Genomic DNA, 19,072 nt, shown 5'->3' on the forward strand with positions numbered 1-19,072 from the left:
TATTAGCTGCCACTAAGACGCGCTAAACAGCTAATAATTCCGTGTTTTACATACTATTACCCAAGTTGACAGAAAGTTACATTTTGCCTTTAGAATGTGTAGCGTAGGCCCGTGTAAAAACGCCGACCATTTTCGTAGATGCCGGTGGGCGCCAAGTGACTACGCTCATACAGGTAGGTGATTTCATTATTGAGATTGATCACATCTAGGTTCAGTTGTAATTGCTCGGTAAGGTTGACGCGAACGCTGGCGTCAAGTTGGCCATAGTTGTCCATGAAGGTTTCGCCTACGCCGGTGGCATAGCGGGTCCGGTAGTTGTAAGCCAAGCGAACATCAAACAATGGCTGCTGATAATAAACAGAAAAATTCACCGAATGCTTGGACGTCCCGGGGATGGCATTGAGTGTCCCCGCAGAGTGAGCTTCCCGAGAGCCTTGTACATAAGTGTAATTGGCCAGCACCCCAAAGCCATACCAAAACTCATGCTGTAATGCGAGTTCTGCACCGGTTATGGTGCCGCCCGCACCGTTGGTGGGCCTATCTATGGTCATCAAAATGCCCTCATGCTCCTCCTGTCGGCGCTCGAATTCAATAAACGAAGCAATATCTTTCATAAATACGGTGCCAGAGAGCAAACCTATATCATTAAAATACCACTCTAAGGCGGCATCAAATTGATTGGCGCGATAAGGGTCAAGTTGTGGATTGCCGCCTTGGCCTTGCGCTTGGGTGACGTTGTAGTTGGTTGAGGGCATAAGGTGATGATACTGCGGGCGAGACATCACCCGCGCCGCACCAAGGCGTAGCAGTAAGTTGTCATTTAAGTGGCTACTGAGGTTTAAGCTAGGTAAAAAATCCCAGTAGCGGCGTCGGCTTTGTTGCCATTGCCCGAGTTGTACAGTACTGGCGTTTGCCACTGAATGGGTTCGGCCCGAATGGGTTCGGCCCGAATGGGTTCGGCCTGACTGGGTTCGGCCTGACTGGGTTCGGCCTGACTGGGTTCGGCCCGAGTGGGTTCGGCCCGAGTGGACTGGGCCGGCATAGGCCTCGGCTTGCTGCTCGGTGGCCACCAAGCGCACCCCCAGGTTCCCTTGCCAAGTGTCAGCCCCAACCTGAAGCTGGGTATAACCGGCCAATAAACGCTCGTTAATTTCAAAGCGGCTGGGCCGCTCTTCGTACTGATGAAAGTCAATACTACGATATTGCCTTGCCAGCGCTTGGGTATCGGCATAGGCGTAACGTTTCAAAGTATCGCTGCTGCCAATATGGCGTAAATAGTGCTCAGGGAAGGGCGCTGAAAATTGACTTAGACGCCAGCCCAAATCTCCGGCTAAACCAGTGTAGTCGCCGCCAATAGGGCCTTCATCTAGGTCTGCTTCTGGCGATTTATACACTTCCAGCCCAGAAACAATCTCTGAGGGCAGCATGGTGTAATTAAAGCCGCGACTGGGTGCTGAGTTGGTCCACCAATCGGCGGAGCCCACCGCTTGGCCGTTGAGCAACGTCCGGTTTTGGCTTTCTGGTGTACCGCGAATACTGACACGCTCGCCCTCACCGTAACTGCGAGTGATGGATACGCCAGTAATACGCTGCAGCGACTCGGCAACATTTTGGTCCGGAAATTTGCCAATATCTTCTGCGGTAACGGCATCGACGACCGCATTGGCATAGCGTTTGGTATTCATCGAACGCGCTACGCTGGAGCGAATACCACGCACTTGAATAACTTCCATATCGCTGCTGGTGGCCTGCGGCTGTTGCGCTTGCACCGGTTTGCTAAACGACCCCGCAATGCAAGCAAGGCCTATGGCCCAAGCGACGGGTGTGAGTTGATAACTCATAAACTTTCCCCTTGGTGTTGTTGTGCTCCCTTGTGCTCGGCCTGTGGCGGCACACTGCCTGAAGGAGCGCATTTAGTTATTATTTGACTGCTACAAACACGACAAATGACAGCATTGTCATTTATCTACTATCAACCTAGGTCGAGTACGCATTTTGAGTCTTGAATCACTATGAAAAGTTATGAATTACCGGACTTTATTTTTTATCTATATGATTATTAATTGTTTTTAGTTGAAGCTTATTTTGTGGTCGGGTAAATAAATTAAGTTTACTTATTCGTGATTTGAGCGTTTTTTCGTATCTAGCTGCGAACAAAGGCTGAATTCAATGGTTAGAGTGGAAAATCAAGCTGTTATACGTAATACTGGATAAGCAGTTACATAATACGTTTTTCTGTTTAAGACTAAATACAGCTAAGGATTAGTGTGAGTTCACTGGCTCGACTACATCAGATCACCTCAGATCAACATCTCAGCTTTCACGAAAAAGTGCATCATTTAATGCGCTTTGGCCTTGATGAATTTGCACTAGACATAGCCATTGTCAGTCGTATTGAAGGGCAAGATTATGTAGTCGAGCATGTTATCACTCCTGATGACTCCCTGACTGTAGGAACACACTTTAACCTTGGTGAAACGTACTGCACGCATACACTGCATGCCAAGTCCGCTTTGGCGTTTGAGCACGCAGGAAATAGCGATATTGCGACTCACCCTTGTTACATCAACTTCCAACTGGAAAGTTACATTGGTGCGCCTATCGAGGTGGCCGGTCGAGTCTATGGCACCATTAACTTTTCCTCGCCGAATATACACCACCAAGCGTTCACCCGTGAGCAACTTGATTATGTGACCTTACTCGGGCAGTGGATAGGCATTGAGATAGCTAGGTACCAAGACATTCAAGCACTTAGACTGCAACATCAATCCCTTAAAGCCATGAGTGAGCTGGCGCTAATCGGTGCTTGGGAAGTCGACTTAGTGCGCGATAGCTTATATTGGTCAAAACAAACCAAGGCCATTCATGGTGTCGCGGATGATTTTCAACCGACCTTAAGTGAAGCGCTATCATTCTACGTGCCAACTGAGCGGGACAAGGTTGAACAGCACATCAATCATGCAATTGCTGAGCACCAACCTTGGAGCTGTGAAGTTGCGTTGACTGCCCGAGATGGCCAACAAAAATGGGTGGCGATTAAGGGCAAACCAGAGTGTGAACAGGGTCAATGCGTGCGTATAAATGGTGCGATTCAAGATATCACAGATATTGTCAACACACGCCAAGCCCTCGCGCAACAACGTGAACAAGCTGAGCACCTCTTAAACACCCGTAGTGCTTTTTTAGCAAAAATTAGTCATGAACTGCGAACTCCTATCAATGGTATTAACGGTATGTTGCTTGCTTTGCAAGGAGAAGAGGACTTAGACGTTATTTCCCAACGTGTTGAACTCGCGCTTAGTAGTTCTGAAACGTTAGTGCGTTTGGTTAATGACGTACTCGATTACTCAAAAATAGACGCTGGACAGATGCAGCTTGATGAGCAAAATCTCAACGTAAGTCTTATGCTCAACGACGTCATTTCCATATATCAGCCCTTGTGTGCACAAAAAGGCATCGTTCTAAAGCACTACTTCGAAGTTGATAATAATGTTTGGGTAAAAGCAGATGGTACTCGTATAAAGCAAATTTTAGTTAACCTTCTTAGTAACGCCCTCAAGTTCACGGCAAAAGGTTGTATCACTCTTAATGTGGTTTTGAGAAAAGTTGAACGCTGTTATGAATTACAGGCCCGAGTGATAGACACAGGCGTAGGTATGGATAAGCAAGTACTAGACGCTTTGTTTACTCCTTTCACGCAAGGTGGAAGTCATATCGCCCGAGAATATGGAGGTACAGGCTTGGGTCTGTCCATCGTTTACGAGTTATGCAAACTGATGGGGGGACGTGTGGGTGTGAGTAGTAAGGTGAGCCAAGGAAGTGTCTTTACATTTTCGGTTAATCTAGCTCCGGGTCAACCGATAAAAGCGCAACTAAAAAACGTTCCTAATACTCAAGGTATCAATAAGAATTTGCGAATTCTTGTTGTGGATGATAACCATATGAATCGAGTGGTTATGAAAGCCTTGCTGGAGAAGCTAGGCTTAGAGGCTGAATATGCCGAACATGGCGAGCAAGCGGTGGAGTTGGTGGGTAACACGCAGGACGGTTATGACGTGGTCTTTATGGACTGCGTGATGCCAATACTAGATGGTTTCGGCGCAACAGAGAAAATACGCTCGCTCAAAAGTATTAGGCAACCACATATTATTGCCCTTACCGCCAATACTTCCGAGCTCGATAAAAAGCGTTGCTTAGAAGCCGGAATGAATAGCTTTATTGCGAAACCGGTTGGTTTTAGTCAGCTTAGTGAGGTACTAAGAGGGCGTTAACGGCCCTGATACAAGCTATCTAAGCCGGGAATATTACGCTCCCAACGTGGCACCCCTTCACCAATGTAATGGCGCACAGCATCAAGGAAAAGCCGTGTTCGCACCGGTAAATCACGGTGTGGGTACAAGGCGTACATGGCACTGTAATCGGGTAGAGTAATATGGGGCAGCAACGGCACCAATTTACCGCTTTTAATCTCGTCGTTAATTAAAAAAGCAGGCGCTAACACGTAGGCCGTATGCGAGAGCACTTTGTCCAGCAATACTTCGCCATCATTGGCGCTGTAGACCGCATTGATCCCTTGTTCACACTGCTCACCCTGATCATTGATGTAGCCAATAGTATCGACGCGCTTGTGCGCGCTATGATAAGTGGCCGCAGGCAGTTTACCCAACTCCTCCATACTTTGCGGCTCGCCATAGGCATTGACAAACTGCGGAGTAGCCAGCAGTAGCACGCGGTTACGAGCCAGCTTTCGTGCAATCAAAGATGAATCGCGGGGCTCACCTACGCGAAAGGCCAAATCAAAGCCTTCAGAAACCATGTCCACTAGGCGATCGTCCAAACGCATATCAATGCTCACCTGCGGAAAGCGCTTTTGAAAATCATTGATCACCGGCTGTATGTAGCGCCGGCCCAAAATAGTGGAGGTAGTGATACGCAGCAAACCGCGTGGCTCTTGGTGGTAGTTTTCCGCCAATTGCACGGTGTCATTGAGCAGCAAGCGCAGTTCTTTGGCTTTTTTCACCATTTCTGCGCCCGCTGCCGTAAGCGAAAATGAACGAGTGGTTCTATTGAGCAATCGCACACCGAGCTCATCTTCGAGCTTACTAATTTGCTTTGAGATCACCGAGCGATCGATATTGCGCATCTCGGCGGCTTTAGAAAAAGAGCCTTGCTCAACCACTTCGAGCAGCATAATTAAACGGCTTGTGGTATCCATAGTGCGGCCTGCATGACAGTGCGATGATTTATTGGTGCCATTCTGGCATTAATGTTTTTATAAAACCACTATTTTTATCATCAATCGCTTTCCTTAGGATCGACAGTACTTTCGAACAAGGAGATAAACTATGCGATTGGCGCAAACAACAGCGGTACTATTAAGTGCTGCATTGATACTAGCAGGCTGCTCGGAGCAAGCCAGCCAGCAAGCAACCCCTCAAGGGCCAATGATGACCATCGATGTGGCCAGCGTGCAAATGCAACCCGCGCAGCGTTGGCACAGTTTCACTACGCGGTTGGAGGCGCCAAGCAAAGTGGCGCTGAAAAGCCGGGTATCTGGGCAAATTACGCAAACCTTTTTTAGTGAGGGTGAGCAGGTACAGAAAGGTCAGCCGTTATTTCAAATTGACCCACGTCCTTTTGCCGCTCAAGTGGACCGTTTAAAAGCGCAATTGATCAGCAACTCAGCAGCATTGGCACAGGCCGAGCGTGAGGCGCAGCGGGCGCAGCGTCTACTGGCGAAAAATGCCATGTCCACGGAACAAGCAGGGCAGCGCGATGCGATTTTAAAGCAGCGCCAAGCCGAGCGCAGTGCCCTTAAAGCTGAGCTGCAAGCCGCCGAACTCGATTTAGCGTTTGCGACCATACGCTCGCCGATTAATGGCGTTATCTCCCGTGCCGAAATCACAGCCGGCAACCACATCACCGCAGGGCAAGATGTGTTAACGCGTATTGTCTCTAACGACCGTGTTTACGCTTACTTTAATGTTGACGAGCGCACTTGGTATCAAGATTTTGCCGGTATTAATGCGCAATCTCAGGCGCGCGTTATTCTACAAAACTTGCGTAAAAGTGCAGAGGGCGAGGCTATCACCGGGCGCATTGATTTTATCGACAATGAAATTAATGCCAGAACCGGGACCTTGCGCATCCGTGCGGTATTTGACGCTGTCGCTCATCAGTTAAAGCCCGGTGCTTTTGCGCGCATTAATTTAGCGGCACAAGGGGCCAGCCCAACAGCCATTGTTCCGGAGCGTGCCATTGGCACCGATTTGAAAAACCGTTTTGTGCTGACCGTTGATGGTGATAACACCTTGCAATACCGCCGAGTGCAGCTCGGTGAGCGTTATGGTGAGTTTCGCGCTATTCAATCAGGACTTGAACCGGGTGAATTGGTGGTTGCCAATGGTCCTGCGCGTGTCGGCCCTGGTATGACGGTGTCGGTGAACGAAATCCCGCTTAACTTTAGCGACACGCGCTTTGTTATGGCACCGGCGCAGGACGCTGATAATGCATTAAGCGCAGCGCGTTAGGGGAGCGTATGAATTTTTCACACTTTTTTATAAACCGGCCGATTTTTGCGGCCATGTTGTCTTTGGTGTTTGTGATCGCTGGGGCTATTTCATTATTCCAGTTACCGGTCAGTGAATACCCTGAGGTAGTGCCGCCTACGGTGGTGGTCAATGCCACTTACCCCGGTGCTAACCCTAAGGTGATCGCTGAAACTGTTGCCACGCCACTAGAACAGGAAATAAATGGCCTTGAGAACATGTTGTACATGTCTTCTCAAGCCACCAGTGATGGCCGCCTTACCCTGACGGTGACATTTGCCTTGGGAACAGACCTAGATCGCGCTCAGGTACAGGTCCAAAACCGAGTGAATAGCGCTTTACCGCGATTGCCGCAAGAAGTGCAGCGCTTAGGTGTGGTGGCGCAAAAGTCCTCGCCGAATTTGGCTATGGTGGTTCACCTCTATTCTCCTGAAAAGACTCACGATACCTCGTATATGTCGAACTATGCCGATTTGTATATCAAGGATGAGTTGGCACGTCTGAGCAGTGTTGGCGATGTGCAGATGTTTGGCGGCGGTAAATACGCTATGCGCGTGTGGCTCAACCCCAGTGCGCTGGCCGAGCGTCAGCTCACGGCAATGGATGTAGTTGCGGCGCTGCGTGAGCAAAACCAGCAAGTCGCAGCGGGCAGTCTGGGCGCTCAGCCTTCACCAACAAGCAGTCAGTTTCAAGTGCTGTTAAACGTCAAAGGGCGGTTATCCAGCGTTGACGAATTTGAGCAAGTGGTGGTGCGTGTTGATGATAACGGCGCAATTACCCGCTTAGCTGATGTTGCTCGTATCGAGTTAGGGCAAGACAATTACGCTCTGCGGGCGATGCTAGACGGGCAACCGGCGTTAGCCATTCCGATTTTTCAGCGTCCGGGTTCGAACGCCATTGAACTTTCCGATAATGTTCGTGCAACCATGGCGCGCCTGTCACAAGACTTTCCTGCTGGCGTCGAATACGATATTGCCTACGACCCTACCGTGTTTGTGCGCGGCTCGATTGATGCGGTGATCAAAACCTTGCTTGAGGCGATTCTGCTGGTTGTGGTGGTGGTGATCTTATTCCTGCAAACCTGGCGTGCATCCATTATTCCGCTTATTGCGGTGCCGGTCTCGCTCATTGGTACTTTCGCGGTGATGCAGTGGCTCGGTGTATCGATTAACACCTTGTCGTTATTTGGGCTGGTACTGGCCATCGGCATTGTTGTCGATGATGCCATTGTGGTGGTCGAAAATGTCGAGCGTAATATTGAAAATGGCCATAGCCCATTGGCGGCCACGCGCATTGCCATGACCGAGGTCACCGGGCCCATTATCGCCATTGCCTTGGTGTTATGTGCGGTATTTATTCCCACGGCGTTTATCACCGGGCTATCGGGTCAGTTTTATAAGCAGTTCGCGTTGACCATTACTATCTCCACGCTTATCTCGGCGTTTAATTCCTTAACCTTATCGCCAGCGTTGTCTGCTTTATTGCTTAAGCCCCATGATGCCAAGCCTGATAAGCTAACACAGCTGTTGGAGCGGTTATTTGGAACTTGGCTATTTAAACCTTTTAATCGCCTCTTCGACAAAGGCGCCAACGGCTATGAGCGACTGGTGAAAAAGCTATTGCGCATGAGTGTGCTCGTCGGTGCCGTGTACGTGGTATTGGTGGGCTCCACCGTGGGGTTATTTCAACAGGTCCCGGGTGGGTTTATTCCGGCGCAAGATAAGCAATATTTGGTTGCGGTGGCGCAATTGCCCGATGCGGCCAGTTTAGAGCGTACCCACAAAGTGGTGCAGCAAATGGAGAAAATTGCGCTGCAAGTTCCCGGTGTGGCTAATACCGTGTCTTTCCCTGGGTTATCGGTGAACGGGTTTACCAATAGCACCAACAGCGGCATTGTGTTCACGCCCCTTGATGACTTTGATAAGCGCAGCGATCCGAGCATGTCGGCGCACGCTATCGCAGCCCAGCTTAATCAGCGTTTTGCTGCTATTGATGAAGCCTATGTTGCAGTGTTTCCACCGCCGCCCATTCAAGGCCTAGGCACCACAGGTGGTTTTAAATTACAGCTTGAAGACAGAGCAAATAAAGGCTTTGAGGCGCTCTTTTTAGCGCTGCAAAAAGTCATCGCCGAGGCGCGCCAGCAACCGGAGTTAACGGGTTTATACTCCAGCTTCCGTATTCAAGTTCCGCAAATGAATATTGATATCGACCGCGAGCAAGCACTGCTGCAGGGGATCCCGCTTAATGAGGTGTTTGATGCGCTGCAAGTGTATTTGGGCTCACTGTATGTGAATGACTTTAATGTCTTTGGTCGCACCTATCAGGTGACAGCCCAAGCCGATGCTGATTATCGCCAGCAACGCGAGCAAATTGCCCAGCTTAAAGTGCGTAATCGCAGTGGCGACATGGTGCCCCTAGGCTCAGTATTAAAGGTCACGCCTACTACCGGTCCTGATCGTGTCATGCATTATAACGGCTATCCTAGTGCCGAGCTAAACGGCAGTCCGGCGCCGGGTTACAGCTCAGATCAAGCGAAGTTGGCCATTGAGCAGGTGCTCAGCGACACCTTGCCTAACGGTATCGCCTATGAGTGGACCGAAGTCACCTATCAGCAAATTCTTGCCGGTAATACCATGGTCTACGTATTCCCTTTAGTGGTGCTGTTGGTATTTATGGTGTTGGCAGCGCAGTACGAAAGTTTACGCTTGCCGCTGGCGATTATTATGATTGTACCGATGACGATTTTCTCGGCATTACTGGGAGTGTGGTTACTTGGTGGCGACAATAATATCTTCACGCAAATCGCCTTAATTGTGTTGGTGGCGTTGGCCTCTAAGAATGCCATTTTGATGGTGGAGTTTGCCCGCGATAGTCACAAACAAGGGCGCAGTCATTGGCAGGCCATTATTGAAGCATGCCGCTTGCGCTTACGCCCGATTCTTATGACCTCTATCGCCTTTACAGCAGGGGTTGTGCCTTTGGTACTGGCCTCTGGGGCCGGTGCAGAAATGCGCCATGCCATGGGGAATGCGGTGTTCTTTGGCATGATTGGCGTGACTGTATTTGGGCTACTATTTACGCCGGTATTTTACTATGTGGTGACCTTAGGGCAAAAAGGAGCGCATCATGAACACAACTAAAATGAGTATCATCGCCCTGAGTATCGCAGCCTTAGCAGGCTGCGCTGCTCCCGGCGAGCGTGTTATTGCTCAGGCGCAACAGGCAGACAAACAAACGCAGCAGCGCCTTGAGCGCAATCAGGTGCTGATGGCGCAGCGCAGTGCGGATGAAATCGGTTGGTGGCAGCAACTGCACAGTGATGAGCTAAACCAGCTGGTGGATAGCGTGTTGGTGCGCAACCAAGACTTACAAGCCGCCAGCGCACGTATTAAGGCGGCATTGGCCAATTTGGATGTCAGTGAGTTTGCCTACTGGCCCAATGGTGGCCTGAATGCTCAAGCGCAGCGTGGTAAGAACGTTCAAACTGCATATAGTGGCGTGCAGGAACAGGCCAGTGCGCGCGGTGTGCTCAATTGGCAGCTGGATTTATCAGGACGTCTGCGCGCGCTTGCCGATGCTGCCAGTGCCCGCACCCATGCCCAACTTGCGGCACATCAACAGCTCAGTAAAGAGCTGGTGGTTACCACGGTGCGCAGCTATATGCGTTGGCAAGGGTTTGCCCAACAACAGCAGCTGACCGAGCGGCAACTTGAGGCGTTATCGCAAAGTATGGATATACTGGCGGTACAAGTCGAAGAGGGCGTAGCGACCGAGTTTGAACTCAATCGCACCCGCTCACAGTACTTCCAGCTAAAACAACGCCTGCCACAGCTACAAGCCTTGATGCTGGCCGAGCGTGCCACCTTAGCGATGATTCTCGATAGCAGCGCGCAGCAGTTGCAGCTAACGGCGCTAAGCGAGGCGCAATATCAACAGTGGGCGCTCAACCTCGCCTTGTTAGACCCACAACAAGCGCTTATGCAACGCCCCGATGTACGCCGCAGTGTTGCCCAATTAACCGAACAGGCGGCGTTGAGCACCAGCGCTCAACGTGCGTTGTACCCCGATGTTAGCCTTAGTGCGTTTGCCGGTGTGTTGGGCGTAGGTGGCAGTCATTTTCAACAGACTCAGGGGCAGTGGCAGGTTACGCCGCAAGTGCAATGGTCGCTGTTTAGCTACCCCGAGCTATTGGCACAATTGCAGCAACAAAAAGCCTTATCGCAGGCGCAGTATCACAGCTATCGGCAAACCTTGAGTAATGTCATAGCCGGTGCGGAACTTTCGCTGCAAACCGTTTTCCAACAACAGCAAACATTGAACTTGGCGCAATCGCGCTTACAAGCGTCGCAACAGGCTTATGCACAAGCGCGTGCTGCATACGAGGAAGGGCAGTTGCCATACCTTGAGTTGTTGGACGCCCGTCAAGATGTTTTAATAGCACAGCAGGATACCCTGATCACGCGTGACACTTGGCTCAATGCCCAGGTTGGCGTATATTCCGAGCTCAGTGGACGGTGGAGTCGCGCACTGCACAAGGTGCCGGTCATCTAGGGGTTCTGCGCATGAACAGTATTTAAGAGGTGAGTCAGAGTTATGGCAGAGTCAGCACAGCAAATGACAACGATGGTGATCAATGAACCGTCGCCGCAATTTGCCCTTTGCATGAATAAGCAGAGCGTTCCCGTCGCTGATGACAATGAGTTGTTAGTGGCGATTGAATATGTGGCGTTAAACCACATCGACGCCAAGCTGGCAGCAGAAGGCTTTTGCCATTGGCAATATCCTCATGTGCTGGGCCTAGATGCGGTGGGAACGGTACTGAACGCGCCCACAGGCGTGTTTCCCGCCAAGGGCGCACGGGTGATGTTTAACGCCAGCCTCGGCTCGCAAGGCATGCTCAAAGAGTATGCCACCGTTCCTAACTATGCGGTATCGGAAGTGCCCGCTGAGGTACCGAGTGAGGTTGCGGCCACCTTGCCTAATGCTGGTATGACGGCCTTAGCAGCGCTCGACAAGCTGCAGCTTGAAGAAGGAGACAGTCTGCTGATTGACTCTGGCTGCGGGGCGGTGGCGCATTTTGCTATTCAGTATGCCAAGCTGCGCGGAGCTATGGTGTTCGTTTACAGTGAAGCAGGGGAGCATGAGCGGCTGAAAGCCTTGGGGGCCGACGTGGTATTTGATGCCAATTGCGAAGGGCTGGAGTGCAATATTAAACATGAGCTAGGTCCGGGCGGCTTTGATGCCATCCTTAACACCTGTGGTGGTGATTCATTCTTATGTGACCTAGAGCATTTGCGCTTTTGTGGCCGTATCGCCTGTTTAAATGGCTTTCCTAGTATTCCCCAAGAACTGTTATTCCGCCGCGCACCGAACATTTCTGTGGTGTCGCTCGGTGGTGCTTGGTTGGCGAACAGCTTATGCGCACAGCAAAAGCTTAGCTTTATGGGGCAACAGTTGATTGGAGACGTGCAATCGGGAGCGATTATTGCGCCGGATCTGGAAGTGATCCCATTTACCGAAGCGGCAGTGCGAGATGCGCTGACGACCTTATACAATCACAGTGCGCGATTGCGCCGAGTGGTCAAAATTCAGCCTTAATGCGGGTGTGGCACATTGTTTTATAAAAGGGCGCTTAGCGCCCTTTTTGCTGTTAGAAGAAATGCGTGTAAGAAACAGAGATAAAATCCAGGCCAGGATTCGGGCTTTTAAACCCCGCATTCGAATAATGCATATAGCGCACACCAATATCGGCATTTTCCATTTTATAAACCACCCCAACTCTGTCTTCAAATTGGTAGTGAGTGCTTACGTTTTTGCCAGCAAACTGGGTGTCGTCAAGTAGTGATACACCAATACCAAACTCCAGCACCAAGGGTCGTCCTTTGAATGTGGTCATCGGGTATTGAAACACCGGTGATAGTGCCACCACCACATTTTGATCGTGTTGATTGTCCTTGCCGTAACGCCAAAAATTGATGCTGCTCTCGAAGTACACATCAAACTGGGAGAATTGCTCGGGTAAATAGTCGTTGACGTAGTACTGATAGGCCAATTTTATGCCTTTAACATCACCTTCACCTTGAATGTAGTGACTGGCAACACCATGGCGAGGCCCTGCCTGAGCAGGCGTGATAACGAGCGAACTTAGCGCTAAGGTTAATGGGATGATTACTGCTTTCATACGTCTGTGTTTAGCTGCTAAAAAGTAGCGGTAATATCTATATCCACCCCTTTAGTTTCAATGCGCACCCGTGCACAACAACTGTGCCTTTATGGCACAAAAACCTTAATTAGCTGATTTTACTGGTGTTATTGATATGTGCATTTTTGGAACCAATGCTGTGCATTATTGTTTCTTACTTTGCGAAGGCCGCTGCGCTAGAATTTCACCATTCACAGCTCATTGGAATGCACTATGAAAGCATATCGTTATTTTTTATTACTCTTTTTTGCTGTTGCGTTTGGCTCAGCTCATGCTGCGCAAACCAATACGCCGTTTTCTCTGCTCAAGCAAGTGGGCGATAAGCTCTTTGTCGATATCGCCGCAGTCGATGCTCAAGGTGATGACAAAAAAGCCAAACTTAAAGAAGTCGTGAAAACACGGTTAATACCGCACATTGATACCAAGTTTGTGTCGTTTAAGTTATTGGGTAAACACGTGCGCGAGATTAATAAGGGGCAGGCGCTGGCGTTTATTGATGCGGTGGAGTCGTACTTAACGGTGACGTATGCCGATGCATTGATGAGTTATAAAGGCCAAGAAGTGCGTTTTATTAAACCTAACGGCCACGGTGACAATGGCTATGCCTCGGTAAAAACCGAAATTGTTGAGCCCGGTAAGCCAACCATAGATATTGTGTTTAAGCTGCGCCGCGATAAATCTGGCACCTGGCGTGTGTACGACCTCGTGGCTGAGGGCATCTCATTACTCAACGCGAAGCAAAAAGAGATCATTGCACGTATTAGCGAAGTGGGTATTGACCAGGTCAATCAAGAGCTCTCAGCGAAAAGTTAATCCCTTCCCTTTGGGGTGAGCGAGTAGCCTTTTACCCATGAGGCTCCCGATGAGGCGCTCACCCGCTTTTTATTATTAATGTAGTATTCCTTTACTACCCTTAGCGACTCAGCTTTGTTTACACTGGTCTAAGTACGTTAAACACGTGACTCTTAGCATTGAGGCGAGGTTGGTTATGCTGCCATGACGCTCAATCACCTCCTGATACAAGGTGGAAATAAATTCCGCTAAGGGCAGCTGCTCTTGGGCAGCAATGCGCTCCAAGGTATGCCAAATTTCATTTTCTAAAGCGAGGCTGGTGACTACACCTTGAATACGAATAGAGCGCTTTTTAACACTGTAGCGCTCAGGGGGAGTTGATGCATAGAGTTCACACATAGATTTCTCAGGGGTAAATAATGGCCAAAATGATTCATTCCATGATCCGCGTGAAAGACGCGCAACGTTCGATTCAATTTTACCACGATGTATTCGCATTGCAGGTGAAAAGAAGGGTCGATTTTGCTGATTTTTCACTTATCTATTTAGCTAATGAACACAGCAGCTTTGAACTAGAGCTGACCTGGAATCATCACAGTGATAGCGATTATGACCTAGGTAACGGCTATGGCCACCTCGCTTTTGCCGAGGAGCATCTCGAGTCGCTACACGGCAAAGCCATCGCCGCAGGCTATCAACCCAAAGAAATTAAGTCCTTTTACAATGGTGATGACTTAGTCGCTAAGTTTTTCTTTATCAAAGATCCCGACGGCTACGATATTGAAGTGATCGAACGCTCAGAGGTGTACAGGTAGGAACGAGCCAAGCAGAGACTTGGCAATAGAAAATATGAATAAAGGCCATGAGTATAAGCCGTGAGTGAACGAATAAACCTATTTGCTTTTGCCAATGCCTACCATTAATACCTTAAATCGATTAATTAAGGTTAAAATTAAAAATGAGAATCTTGACACTGGCTTGTTTTTTTCTAGCTTATTTATTCGACACATTATTTGTGTTGTTTATTTGGAAATGATAAGAATAGATATATAAGGATATAAACACATGAAAAATTTAGCTATATCTTTGGTGGTTGTTTAGCTATATCTTTGGTGGTTGTAGGATGTGTTGGACTCGCGAGGTGTCAAGCATCTCTAAAAGCCACGCATGAAAGGACAAGAGACAATGGAGATGGCTCAACTGATAAGACTACAGTTAGTGCTTGTGCAGCAACACACACGAGTCTATGTACGGGGCAAACCGATAAGTATAGCAGAAATGGTTGCTAGCGTAACAGGCTTTACATATTCAGATTGGCAGGGGCTAGATGTCGCAGAATATGAGATTCATATCAATCCCTCATTTGGTGCTACCGCGACAATCGATAGAAATGAAGCAACAGTAAAGGTATTTTCTAGTGGTCAGGAAATAAGCTCTCGTGCTTTCCCCGTAGTCAAAGTCGGGAATATCGCAAAATTTTTCAACCCTGAAAATATAAAGAATTGGTCATTGCAATTTGTAGATATCGCGGATAATGTCGAAATTGAATATGATACTACAGTAAAAAAATCGCCTTGCGACGCCGGTTAGTGTCCAGCAACAGGTAAAGGAACAAAGTGAAATCCTTGCAACTGTAACCTATTCGGTTCCAGGGAACACTGGGTGTTCAGCCGATCCGGATGATGATTTCCATGAAACAGGCCCTGACGCCTGTATCGGAATGTAGTTTCGATTAACAACAGTAAGGGGGATTTCTCCCCCCTTTTTATTCATACGAACACCTATGTATCGGTTAAAGTTTTTTCTTTACGTAGCTTTTGGTCTGCTAACTTCTTGCTCTTCTGTTATTAATATACCAGATAATAAGTCCATACATTTGGTTAATATGAATAGTTCGGCTTATTTTGTTCGTTCATATTACAGGCCAAGTGGAAAGAATATCTATATAAAAATGCTAGATGATTTTAATAGTACACATGTTTCATCTATAAGTTTTGGTGAACGTTCAATTTCATTCTATGCTTCTAATTCATTAATGAGTTGCTTTGATTCAAATAATGTGGATTTGATATATGATGAAAATTACTTTTATCATGGTTTCACTGAGTTTTTTCCAAGAATTGATTTCGAAGTTTACATTGTACCAGAAGTGGGTTTTGATGTTACAATAGAGCGTAAAATAAATTCTAATGAACCAATTGCAATTATAATGTCAATGCCTTTAAAGTATTGTGATCTACCATCAATATACGAAACGTTTGTTAAGGCTGTAAGAGTAATTGTTCATGAGCTTTTTCATGTTTATATTTTTGGAAATAAGTGGGTGGTTGATCATTATGATGAAGAGTTTCTTGCTTATACAATAGATTTTTGTAACGAATATCTTTCTTCTAATGTCAAAAATCTGGACTTCACATATAATTTCAATGAAAAAGAGTTTGAAATGCATTATTACAATAGGAATAGAGGTGATAGAGTTTCCTATTCGGCAAGTTTAGGATTCAAGAAATTTGCAATTGACAACCTATTAGATGCAACTAAAAAGTTTGAAGATAATAAAAGTGAAAAAAATAGATATTTCTTGGAGAAAACCTGTAGTCCTATTTTTGACTTTGTTAGTGGTTACAAGGATCAAGGGGTCAGAGTTGTTGAAGTTGCTGAGTTGCGCTAAATTTTTAGTGCAATTGGCTATTTCAGGGAGGAAAGGCCATGGCGCGTCGGCCGAGATTAAACTTACCCCATATTCCGCAACATGTTGTTCAGCGTGGAAATAACCGTCAAGTCACCTTCTTTACGGAACAGGATTACACCGTATACCTGGATCCCTGGATCCCTGGATCAAGGGGTCAGAGTTGTTGAAATTTGATTGTCGATTCAAAGAGTCAAAATTTATTGCGTGAATAAAAGTCAGTTAGCACTGTCAGCTTCTTCAACGGTCGGTATGTTCTAAGTTATATTGACTGAGAGTATTTCGTGGCGGCATATCAAGTCAGTAAGATAGATGGAAAGCTATATACTAAGTCATTGATTGCGCAGTTAATAAGAAGATTTAGTGAGAAATTCTGAATTTTAGGGGGGCACTAAAAAGTGCACAACAACCCTGATTCACTCATATTTTATTAGGAGTTTTAGATGAGGGTGAGTGAAATTTACTCCCTTTTACTCGTTTTTTTATTAGTGGCGACAACGAAAAGCTTTGCCAATAATAACGCAATACTGAAATTGCTAGACGAAGATGTGAAAGCGAAAATTGTACTTTTATCTGCCAAGATTACAAAGTGCAAACAGCAAGCTCAATCATCATCTTTGGTACTTGAAACAAACGTATTTAAAAAGTTTAAGGTCAACAGAGAAGATCTTTTAAAAGCACTCTACTACTTAAACATACGAAATAAAAACCTTTGTGAAGATGGCCTTCGAGAATCGCTTGCGTATGCTATTGGCCAATTAGCTTATACGCGCAACGAACTAGGGCTGGCTGTTTCAGATTATTCTAAAGCAAGCGCTGAGCTTTTATATGAATCTACAAACTTCTTAAAAGTGAGGGCTCACTATGAAAGTCAAAGCAAACCTTTTCGAGATGAATTAGAAAAGCAAATAGGTACCACCGTTTTTGATTTCAACTCTCTTTTAGAGACCCTGAATACAGATGAATGGTAATTCTTGGAAGCGTAATCTCACATTGCTGATATAAACAGCAGTAGAAAATTACTCTGCGTCACAAAGTGGTGAGTAAAAAGAGTTTTGTTTGGGTTAGCTAGATTTCCAAGGCCCCTAAGACTGTGTCGGCAATTCTATAGCCCTTTGTAATGGTCGCCATAGGTATCTATAACTAGTATGGGTCGAAATAGGCAGCCAATATCAATGTGATACCCAAACCTATCGTGGAAAAAAGATAAATACATGCCAGCACTTTATCTACAGTTCTAGCATATTTGGGAACAAGTCGACCATCAAACATAAATGTTGGGCCGCGCCAGCGCTTGAAGAAAATGGCCATGGCATAGCACGGAGCGCTAGCACCCACGCCTTTATCCCAGCTCGGTGGTGGCACCCCTTCAGACTCCATGCCTTTACTAATATGAGCGGCAGAGACCCGATGGAATAGTGCCGTTATTAACAAAAACAGCGGCATAAAAACTATAAAGAGTACGTTTATTAAGCCTTCTATATTTACTATCATCTCACACTCCTTGTGTTGTTAGTGGTGGGCTTTATTTCAGCCTAGTCATTGATGCTATAGACTCTTTTTCGGTGGCAGGACTACATTGGCGAAGATAAGTCCGGCGACCAGCGACATAAAAATCAAAAAGGTTTGTTGGCCGATGTGATCGGCATAGACGAAGTCCTGTCCTTCAATCAGAGAGTTCAAGCCAATATAGGTTTTTGATCCCGGCACCAGTACGATTAGCCCTTGCATAGCCACAATGGAAGCGGGGGCGTTGGCAATGCGATTAAACAGATTACTGAAAATGCCTACGGCTAGGGCGCCGACAAAGGTGCCGAGGGTGTAATCTAGGTAGGCGGCGGAGCCAATGCTGGCACCATAGGCAATAAACCCCGAGGCAATAGACCACAGTGCATGTTTTGTTTTGGTGCGAAAAATAACCACCAAAGATAAGCATAACAGTAAAATTGCGAGCCAGGCAGTCCATTTCGGCAGCGGTTGGGGGGCCACAAAGTCAGCCTGACCAAACAGCGCAAAGCCCAGGCCAATGCCGATAAAAGCACCAAAATACAGCTTAAACAGCAGCATGAAAGAGTCCATAACCCGTGCCGTGCCCGATACCAGATGCCGTGCCGCCAGCTCGGCGAGCCCGAGTGCCAGGGCGAGACCGGGAATAAACACAATAATGCTGGAGAGCACCACCAAGCGGATATTGATGTAAGGGTCGAGATAGACACTGACGGCGCACGCGATAAGCGCCGAGACTACCGCCACTAAAGGCTCTAGCATGTGAGCCACGCGCTTTGAGCGCCCGGACCATAATACAAACAGATACACCACCAAGGTCAGCAATGCTGACCACAGCACATCGTTCCAGCTTGTGCCCATCAGCATGGCAAAGGCACCGCCGGTCATGGCAAAGGCGCCTGCGGTGGTGAGTTTATTATAAGGCGCGGGCATCACGGCTATGTCGTCAAGGCGCTGATCGGCCTCACTAATGCTGAGCTCGCCATTAAGCAACAAGTTCACCACTTCATCGGTATTGGCGAGGGAGCCAAGGTCGTGATCGCCTGGGTCGACGCGGGCAACATGAGTGTATTCATTCTCATGGCCTTCTGTCCAAATCACAAAGGTCACCGAGGTGGGCGACATTACAAACGAGGATTTGAGTTCCAAGTAGGTCGCCACCTCCATCAAGTGCGCTTCTAGGCGGTAGGCTGGGGTGCCATACTTATGCAGCATTTTACCGAGCTTAACGATAAATTTACGCTTTTCTTTAAATTGGGCGTCTTCCACGCAGTAACCTCAAATCTTTAAAATAAAACAGCACCTTGCATCGCAGGCGCTCGCGCATTTTATTGA

The 19,072-nt window shown here is 47.7% G+C and carries 16 protein-coding genes; 10 read left to right on the forward strand and 6 right to left on the reverse strand.

All coding sequences use genetic code 11. From position 1 onward, the window contains the following. Positions 1-89: 89 nt before the first annotated feature. A complete protein-coding gene (locus tag W04_RS02355) occupies positions 90-1,841 on the reverse strand; it encodes a TonB-dependent receptor domain-containing protein (RefSeq protein WP_053909651.1) in 1,752 nt (583 codons plus the stop codon). 426 nt (positions 1,842-2,267) lie between these two features. Between W04_RS02355 and W04_RS02360 the strand changes: the two genes are divergently transcribed. Next, complete coding sequence (locus W04_RS02360; RefSeq protein ID WP_053909652.1) at positions 2,268-4,271, forward strand: ATP-binding protein; 2,004 nt, start codon at positions 2,268-2,270, stop codon at positions 4,269-4,271. On the opposite strand, the gene W04_RS02365 is transcribed toward W04_RS02360, so the two are convergent. Next, a complete protein-coding gene (locus W04_RS02365) occupies positions 4,268-5,215 on the reverse strand; it encodes a LysR family transcriptional regulator (RefSeq protein WP_053909653.1) in 948 nt (315 codons plus the stop codon). The two genes, W04_RS02360 and W04_RS02365, sit on opposite strands and share 4 nt — an antisense overlap. Positions 5,216-5,345: 130 nt before the next feature. Between W04_RS02365 and W04_RS02370 the strand changes: the two genes are divergently transcribed. Genes W04_RS02370 through W04_RS02385 form a run of 4 tightly spaced genes read left to right on the forward strand, consistent with a single transcriptional unit; the run spans position 5,346 to position 12,146 of the window. Continuing rightward, positions 5,346-6,530: an efflux RND transporter periplasmic adaptor subunit gene (locus tag W04_RS02370; RefSeq protein ID WP_053909654.1), complete on the forward strand. Its 1,185-nt coding sequence runs from the start codon at positions 5,346-5,348 to the stop codon at positions 6,528-6,530. Between the two features lie 8 nt (positions 6,531-6,538). Continuing rightward, complete coding sequence (locus W04_RS02375) at positions 6,539-9,688, forward strand: efflux RND transporter permease subunit (protein WP_053909655.1); 3,150 nt, start codon at positions 6,539-6,541, stop codon at positions 9,686-9,688. Continuing rightward, positions 9,675-11,099 (forward strand): TolC family protein, encoded by a 1,425-nt coding sequence (locus tag W04_RS02380; RefSeq protein ID WP_053909656.1) that lies wholly within the window; start codon positions 9,675-9,677, stop codon positions 11,097-11,099. Before W04_RS02375 ends, W04_RS02380 begins: the two co-directional genes overlap by 14 nt. A 42-nt stretch (positions 11,100-11,141) precedes the next feature. Then, positions 11,142-12,146 carry a zinc-binding dehydrogenase gene (locus W04_RS02385; RefSeq protein WP_053909657.1) on the forward strand — a complete coding sequence of 335 codons (1,005 nt, stop codon included), beginning with the start codon at positions 11,142-11,144 and terminating at the stop codon, positions 12,144-12,146. A gap of 52 nt (positions 12,147-12,198) precedes the next feature. Here W04_RS02385 and W04_RS02390 read toward each other — a convergent pair whose 3' ends face one another. Then, entirely contained in the window at positions 12,199-12,729 is a 531-nt protein-coding gene (locus W04_RS02390; protein WP_053909658.1) for an acyloxyacyl hydrolase, read from the reverse strand. 234 nt (positions 12,730-12,963) lie between these two features. Here W04_RS02390 and W04_RS02395 point away from each other — a divergent pair, with 234 nt between their 5' ends. Then, on the forward strand, positions 12,964-13,563 hold the full coding sequence (locus tag W04_RS02395; protein ID WP_022946612.1) for a phospholipid-binding protein MlaC: 600 nt from the start codon (positions 12,964-12,966) through the stop codon (positions 13,561-13,563). A gap of 108 nt (positions 13,564-13,671) precedes the next feature. On the opposite strand, the gene W04_RS02400 is transcribed toward W04_RS02395, so the two are convergent. After that, the gene (locus W04_RS02400; RefSeq protein ID WP_053909659.1) at positions 13,672-13,941 is read right to left on the reverse strand and encodes a ribbon-helix-helix domain-containing protein; all 270 of its coding nucleotides are present in this window, start codon (positions 13,939-13,941) and stop codon (positions 13,672-13,674) included. 20 nt (positions 13,942-13,961) lie between these two features. Here W04_RS02400 and W04_RS02405 point away from each other — a divergent pair, with 20 nt between their 5' ends. The 4 genes from W04_RS02405 to W04_RS02420 all read left to right on the forward strand — a co-directional run bounded on the left by W04_RS02405 (position 13,962) and on the right by W04_RS02420 (position 17,202). Beyond that, positions 13,962-14,357: a VOC family protein gene (locus W04_RS02405; protein ID WP_022946614.1), complete on the forward strand. Its 396-nt coding sequence runs from the start codon at positions 13,962-13,964 to the stop codon at positions 14,355-14,357. A 352-nt stretch (positions 14,358-14,709) separates the two neighbouring features. Beyond that, positions 14,710-15,132, forward strand: a complete 423-nt coding sequence (locus W04_RS02410; RefSeq protein WP_053909660.1) for a hypothetical protein — start codon at positions 14,710-14,712, stop codon at positions 15,130-15,132. Between the two features lie 193 nt (positions 15,133-15,325). Next, the gene (locus W04_RS02415; protein WP_053909661.1) at positions 15,326-16,213 is read left to right on the forward strand and encodes a hypothetical protein; all 888 of its coding nucleotides are present in this window, start codon (positions 15,326-15,328) and stop codon (positions 16,211-16,213) included. A gap of 467 nt (positions 16,214-16,680) precedes the next feature. Continuing rightward, the gene (locus tag W04_RS02420) at positions 16,681-17,202 is read left to right on the forward strand and encodes a hypothetical protein (RefSeq protein WP_151173968.1); all 522 of its coding nucleotides are present in this window, start codon (positions 16,681-16,683) and stop codon (positions 17,200-17,202) included. 172 nt (positions 17,203-17,374) lie between these two features. On the opposite strand, the gene W04_RS02425 is transcribed toward W04_RS02420, so the two are convergent. Together W04_RS02425 and W04_RS02430 are read right to left on the reverse strand one after the other, a co-directional pair. Then, a complete protein-coding gene (locus W04_RS02425; protein ID WP_053909663.1) occupies positions 17,375-17,725 on the reverse strand; it encodes a hypothetical protein in 351 nt (116 codons plus the stop codon). Positions 17,726-17,779: 54 nt separating this feature from the next. Next, on the reverse strand, positions 17,780-19,006 hold the full coding sequence (locus W04_RS02430) for a threonine/serine exporter ThrE family protein (protein WP_022946616.1): 1,227 nt from the start codon (positions 19,004-19,006) through the stop codon (positions 17,780-17,782). Between the last annotated feature and the right edge of the window lie 66 nt (positions 19,007-19,072).

The sequence above is a fragment of the Pseudoalteromonas sp. SW0106-04 genome, assembly GCF_001293805.1.
Lineage (GTDB): Bacteria > Pseudomonadota > Gammaproteobacteria > Enterobacterales > Alteromonadaceae > Pseudoalteromonas > Pseudoalteromonas ruthenica.

Bases quoted from the DNA above. Each gene is read 5' to 3' on its own strand.
- W04_RS02400 (WP_053909659.1), bottom strand. From the start codon at position 13,941: ATGTGTGAACTCTATGCATCAACTCCCCCTGAGCGCTACAGTGTTAAA.
- W04_RS02375 (WP_053909655.1), top strand. From the start codon at position 6,539: ATGAATTTTTCACACTTTTTTATAAACCGGCCGATTTTTGCGGCCATG.
- W04_RS02380 (WP_053909656.1), top strand. From the start codon at position 9,675: ATGAACACAACTAAAATGAGTATCATCGCCCTGAGTATCGCAGCCTTA.
- W04_RS02390 (WP_053909658.1), bottom strand. From the start codon at position 12,729: ATGAAAGCAGTAATCATCCCATTAACCTTAGCGCTAAGTTCGCTCGTT.
- W04_RS02355 (WP_053909651.1), bottom strand. From the start codon at position 1,841: ATGAGTTATCAACTCACACCCGTCGCTTGGGCCATAGGCCTTGCTTGC.
- W04_RS02385 (WP_053909657.1), top strand. From the start codon at position 11,142: ATGGCAGAGTCAGCACAGCAAATGACAACGATGGTGATCAATGAACCG.
- W04_RS02370 (WP_053909654.1), top strand. From the start codon at position 5,346: ATGCGATTGGCGCAAACAACAGCGGTACTATTAAGTGCTGCATTGATA.
- W04_RS02415 (WP_053909661.1), top strand. From the start codon at position 15,326: ATGTATCGGTTAAAGTTTTTTCTTTACGTAGCTTTTGGTCTGCTAACT.
- W04_RS02425 (WP_053909663.1), bottom strand. From the start codon at position 17,725: ATGATAGTAAATATAGAAGGCTTAATAAACGTACTCTTTATAGTTTTT.
- W04_RS02405 (WP_022946614.1), top strand. From the start codon at position 13,962: ATGGCCAAAATGATTCATTCCATGATCCGCGTGAAAGACGCGCAACGT.
- W04_RS02395 (WP_022946612.1), top strand. From the start codon at position 12,964: ATGAAAGCATATCGTTATTTTTTATTACTCTTTTTTGCTGTTGCGTTT.
- W04_RS02410 (WP_053909660.1), top strand. From the start codon at position 14,710: ATGAAAGGACAAGAGACAATGGAGATGGCTCAACTGATAAGACTACAG.
- W04_RS02365 (WP_053909653.1), bottom strand. From the start codon at position 5,215: ATGGATACCACAAGCCGTTTAATTATGCTGCTCGAAGTGGTTGAGCAA.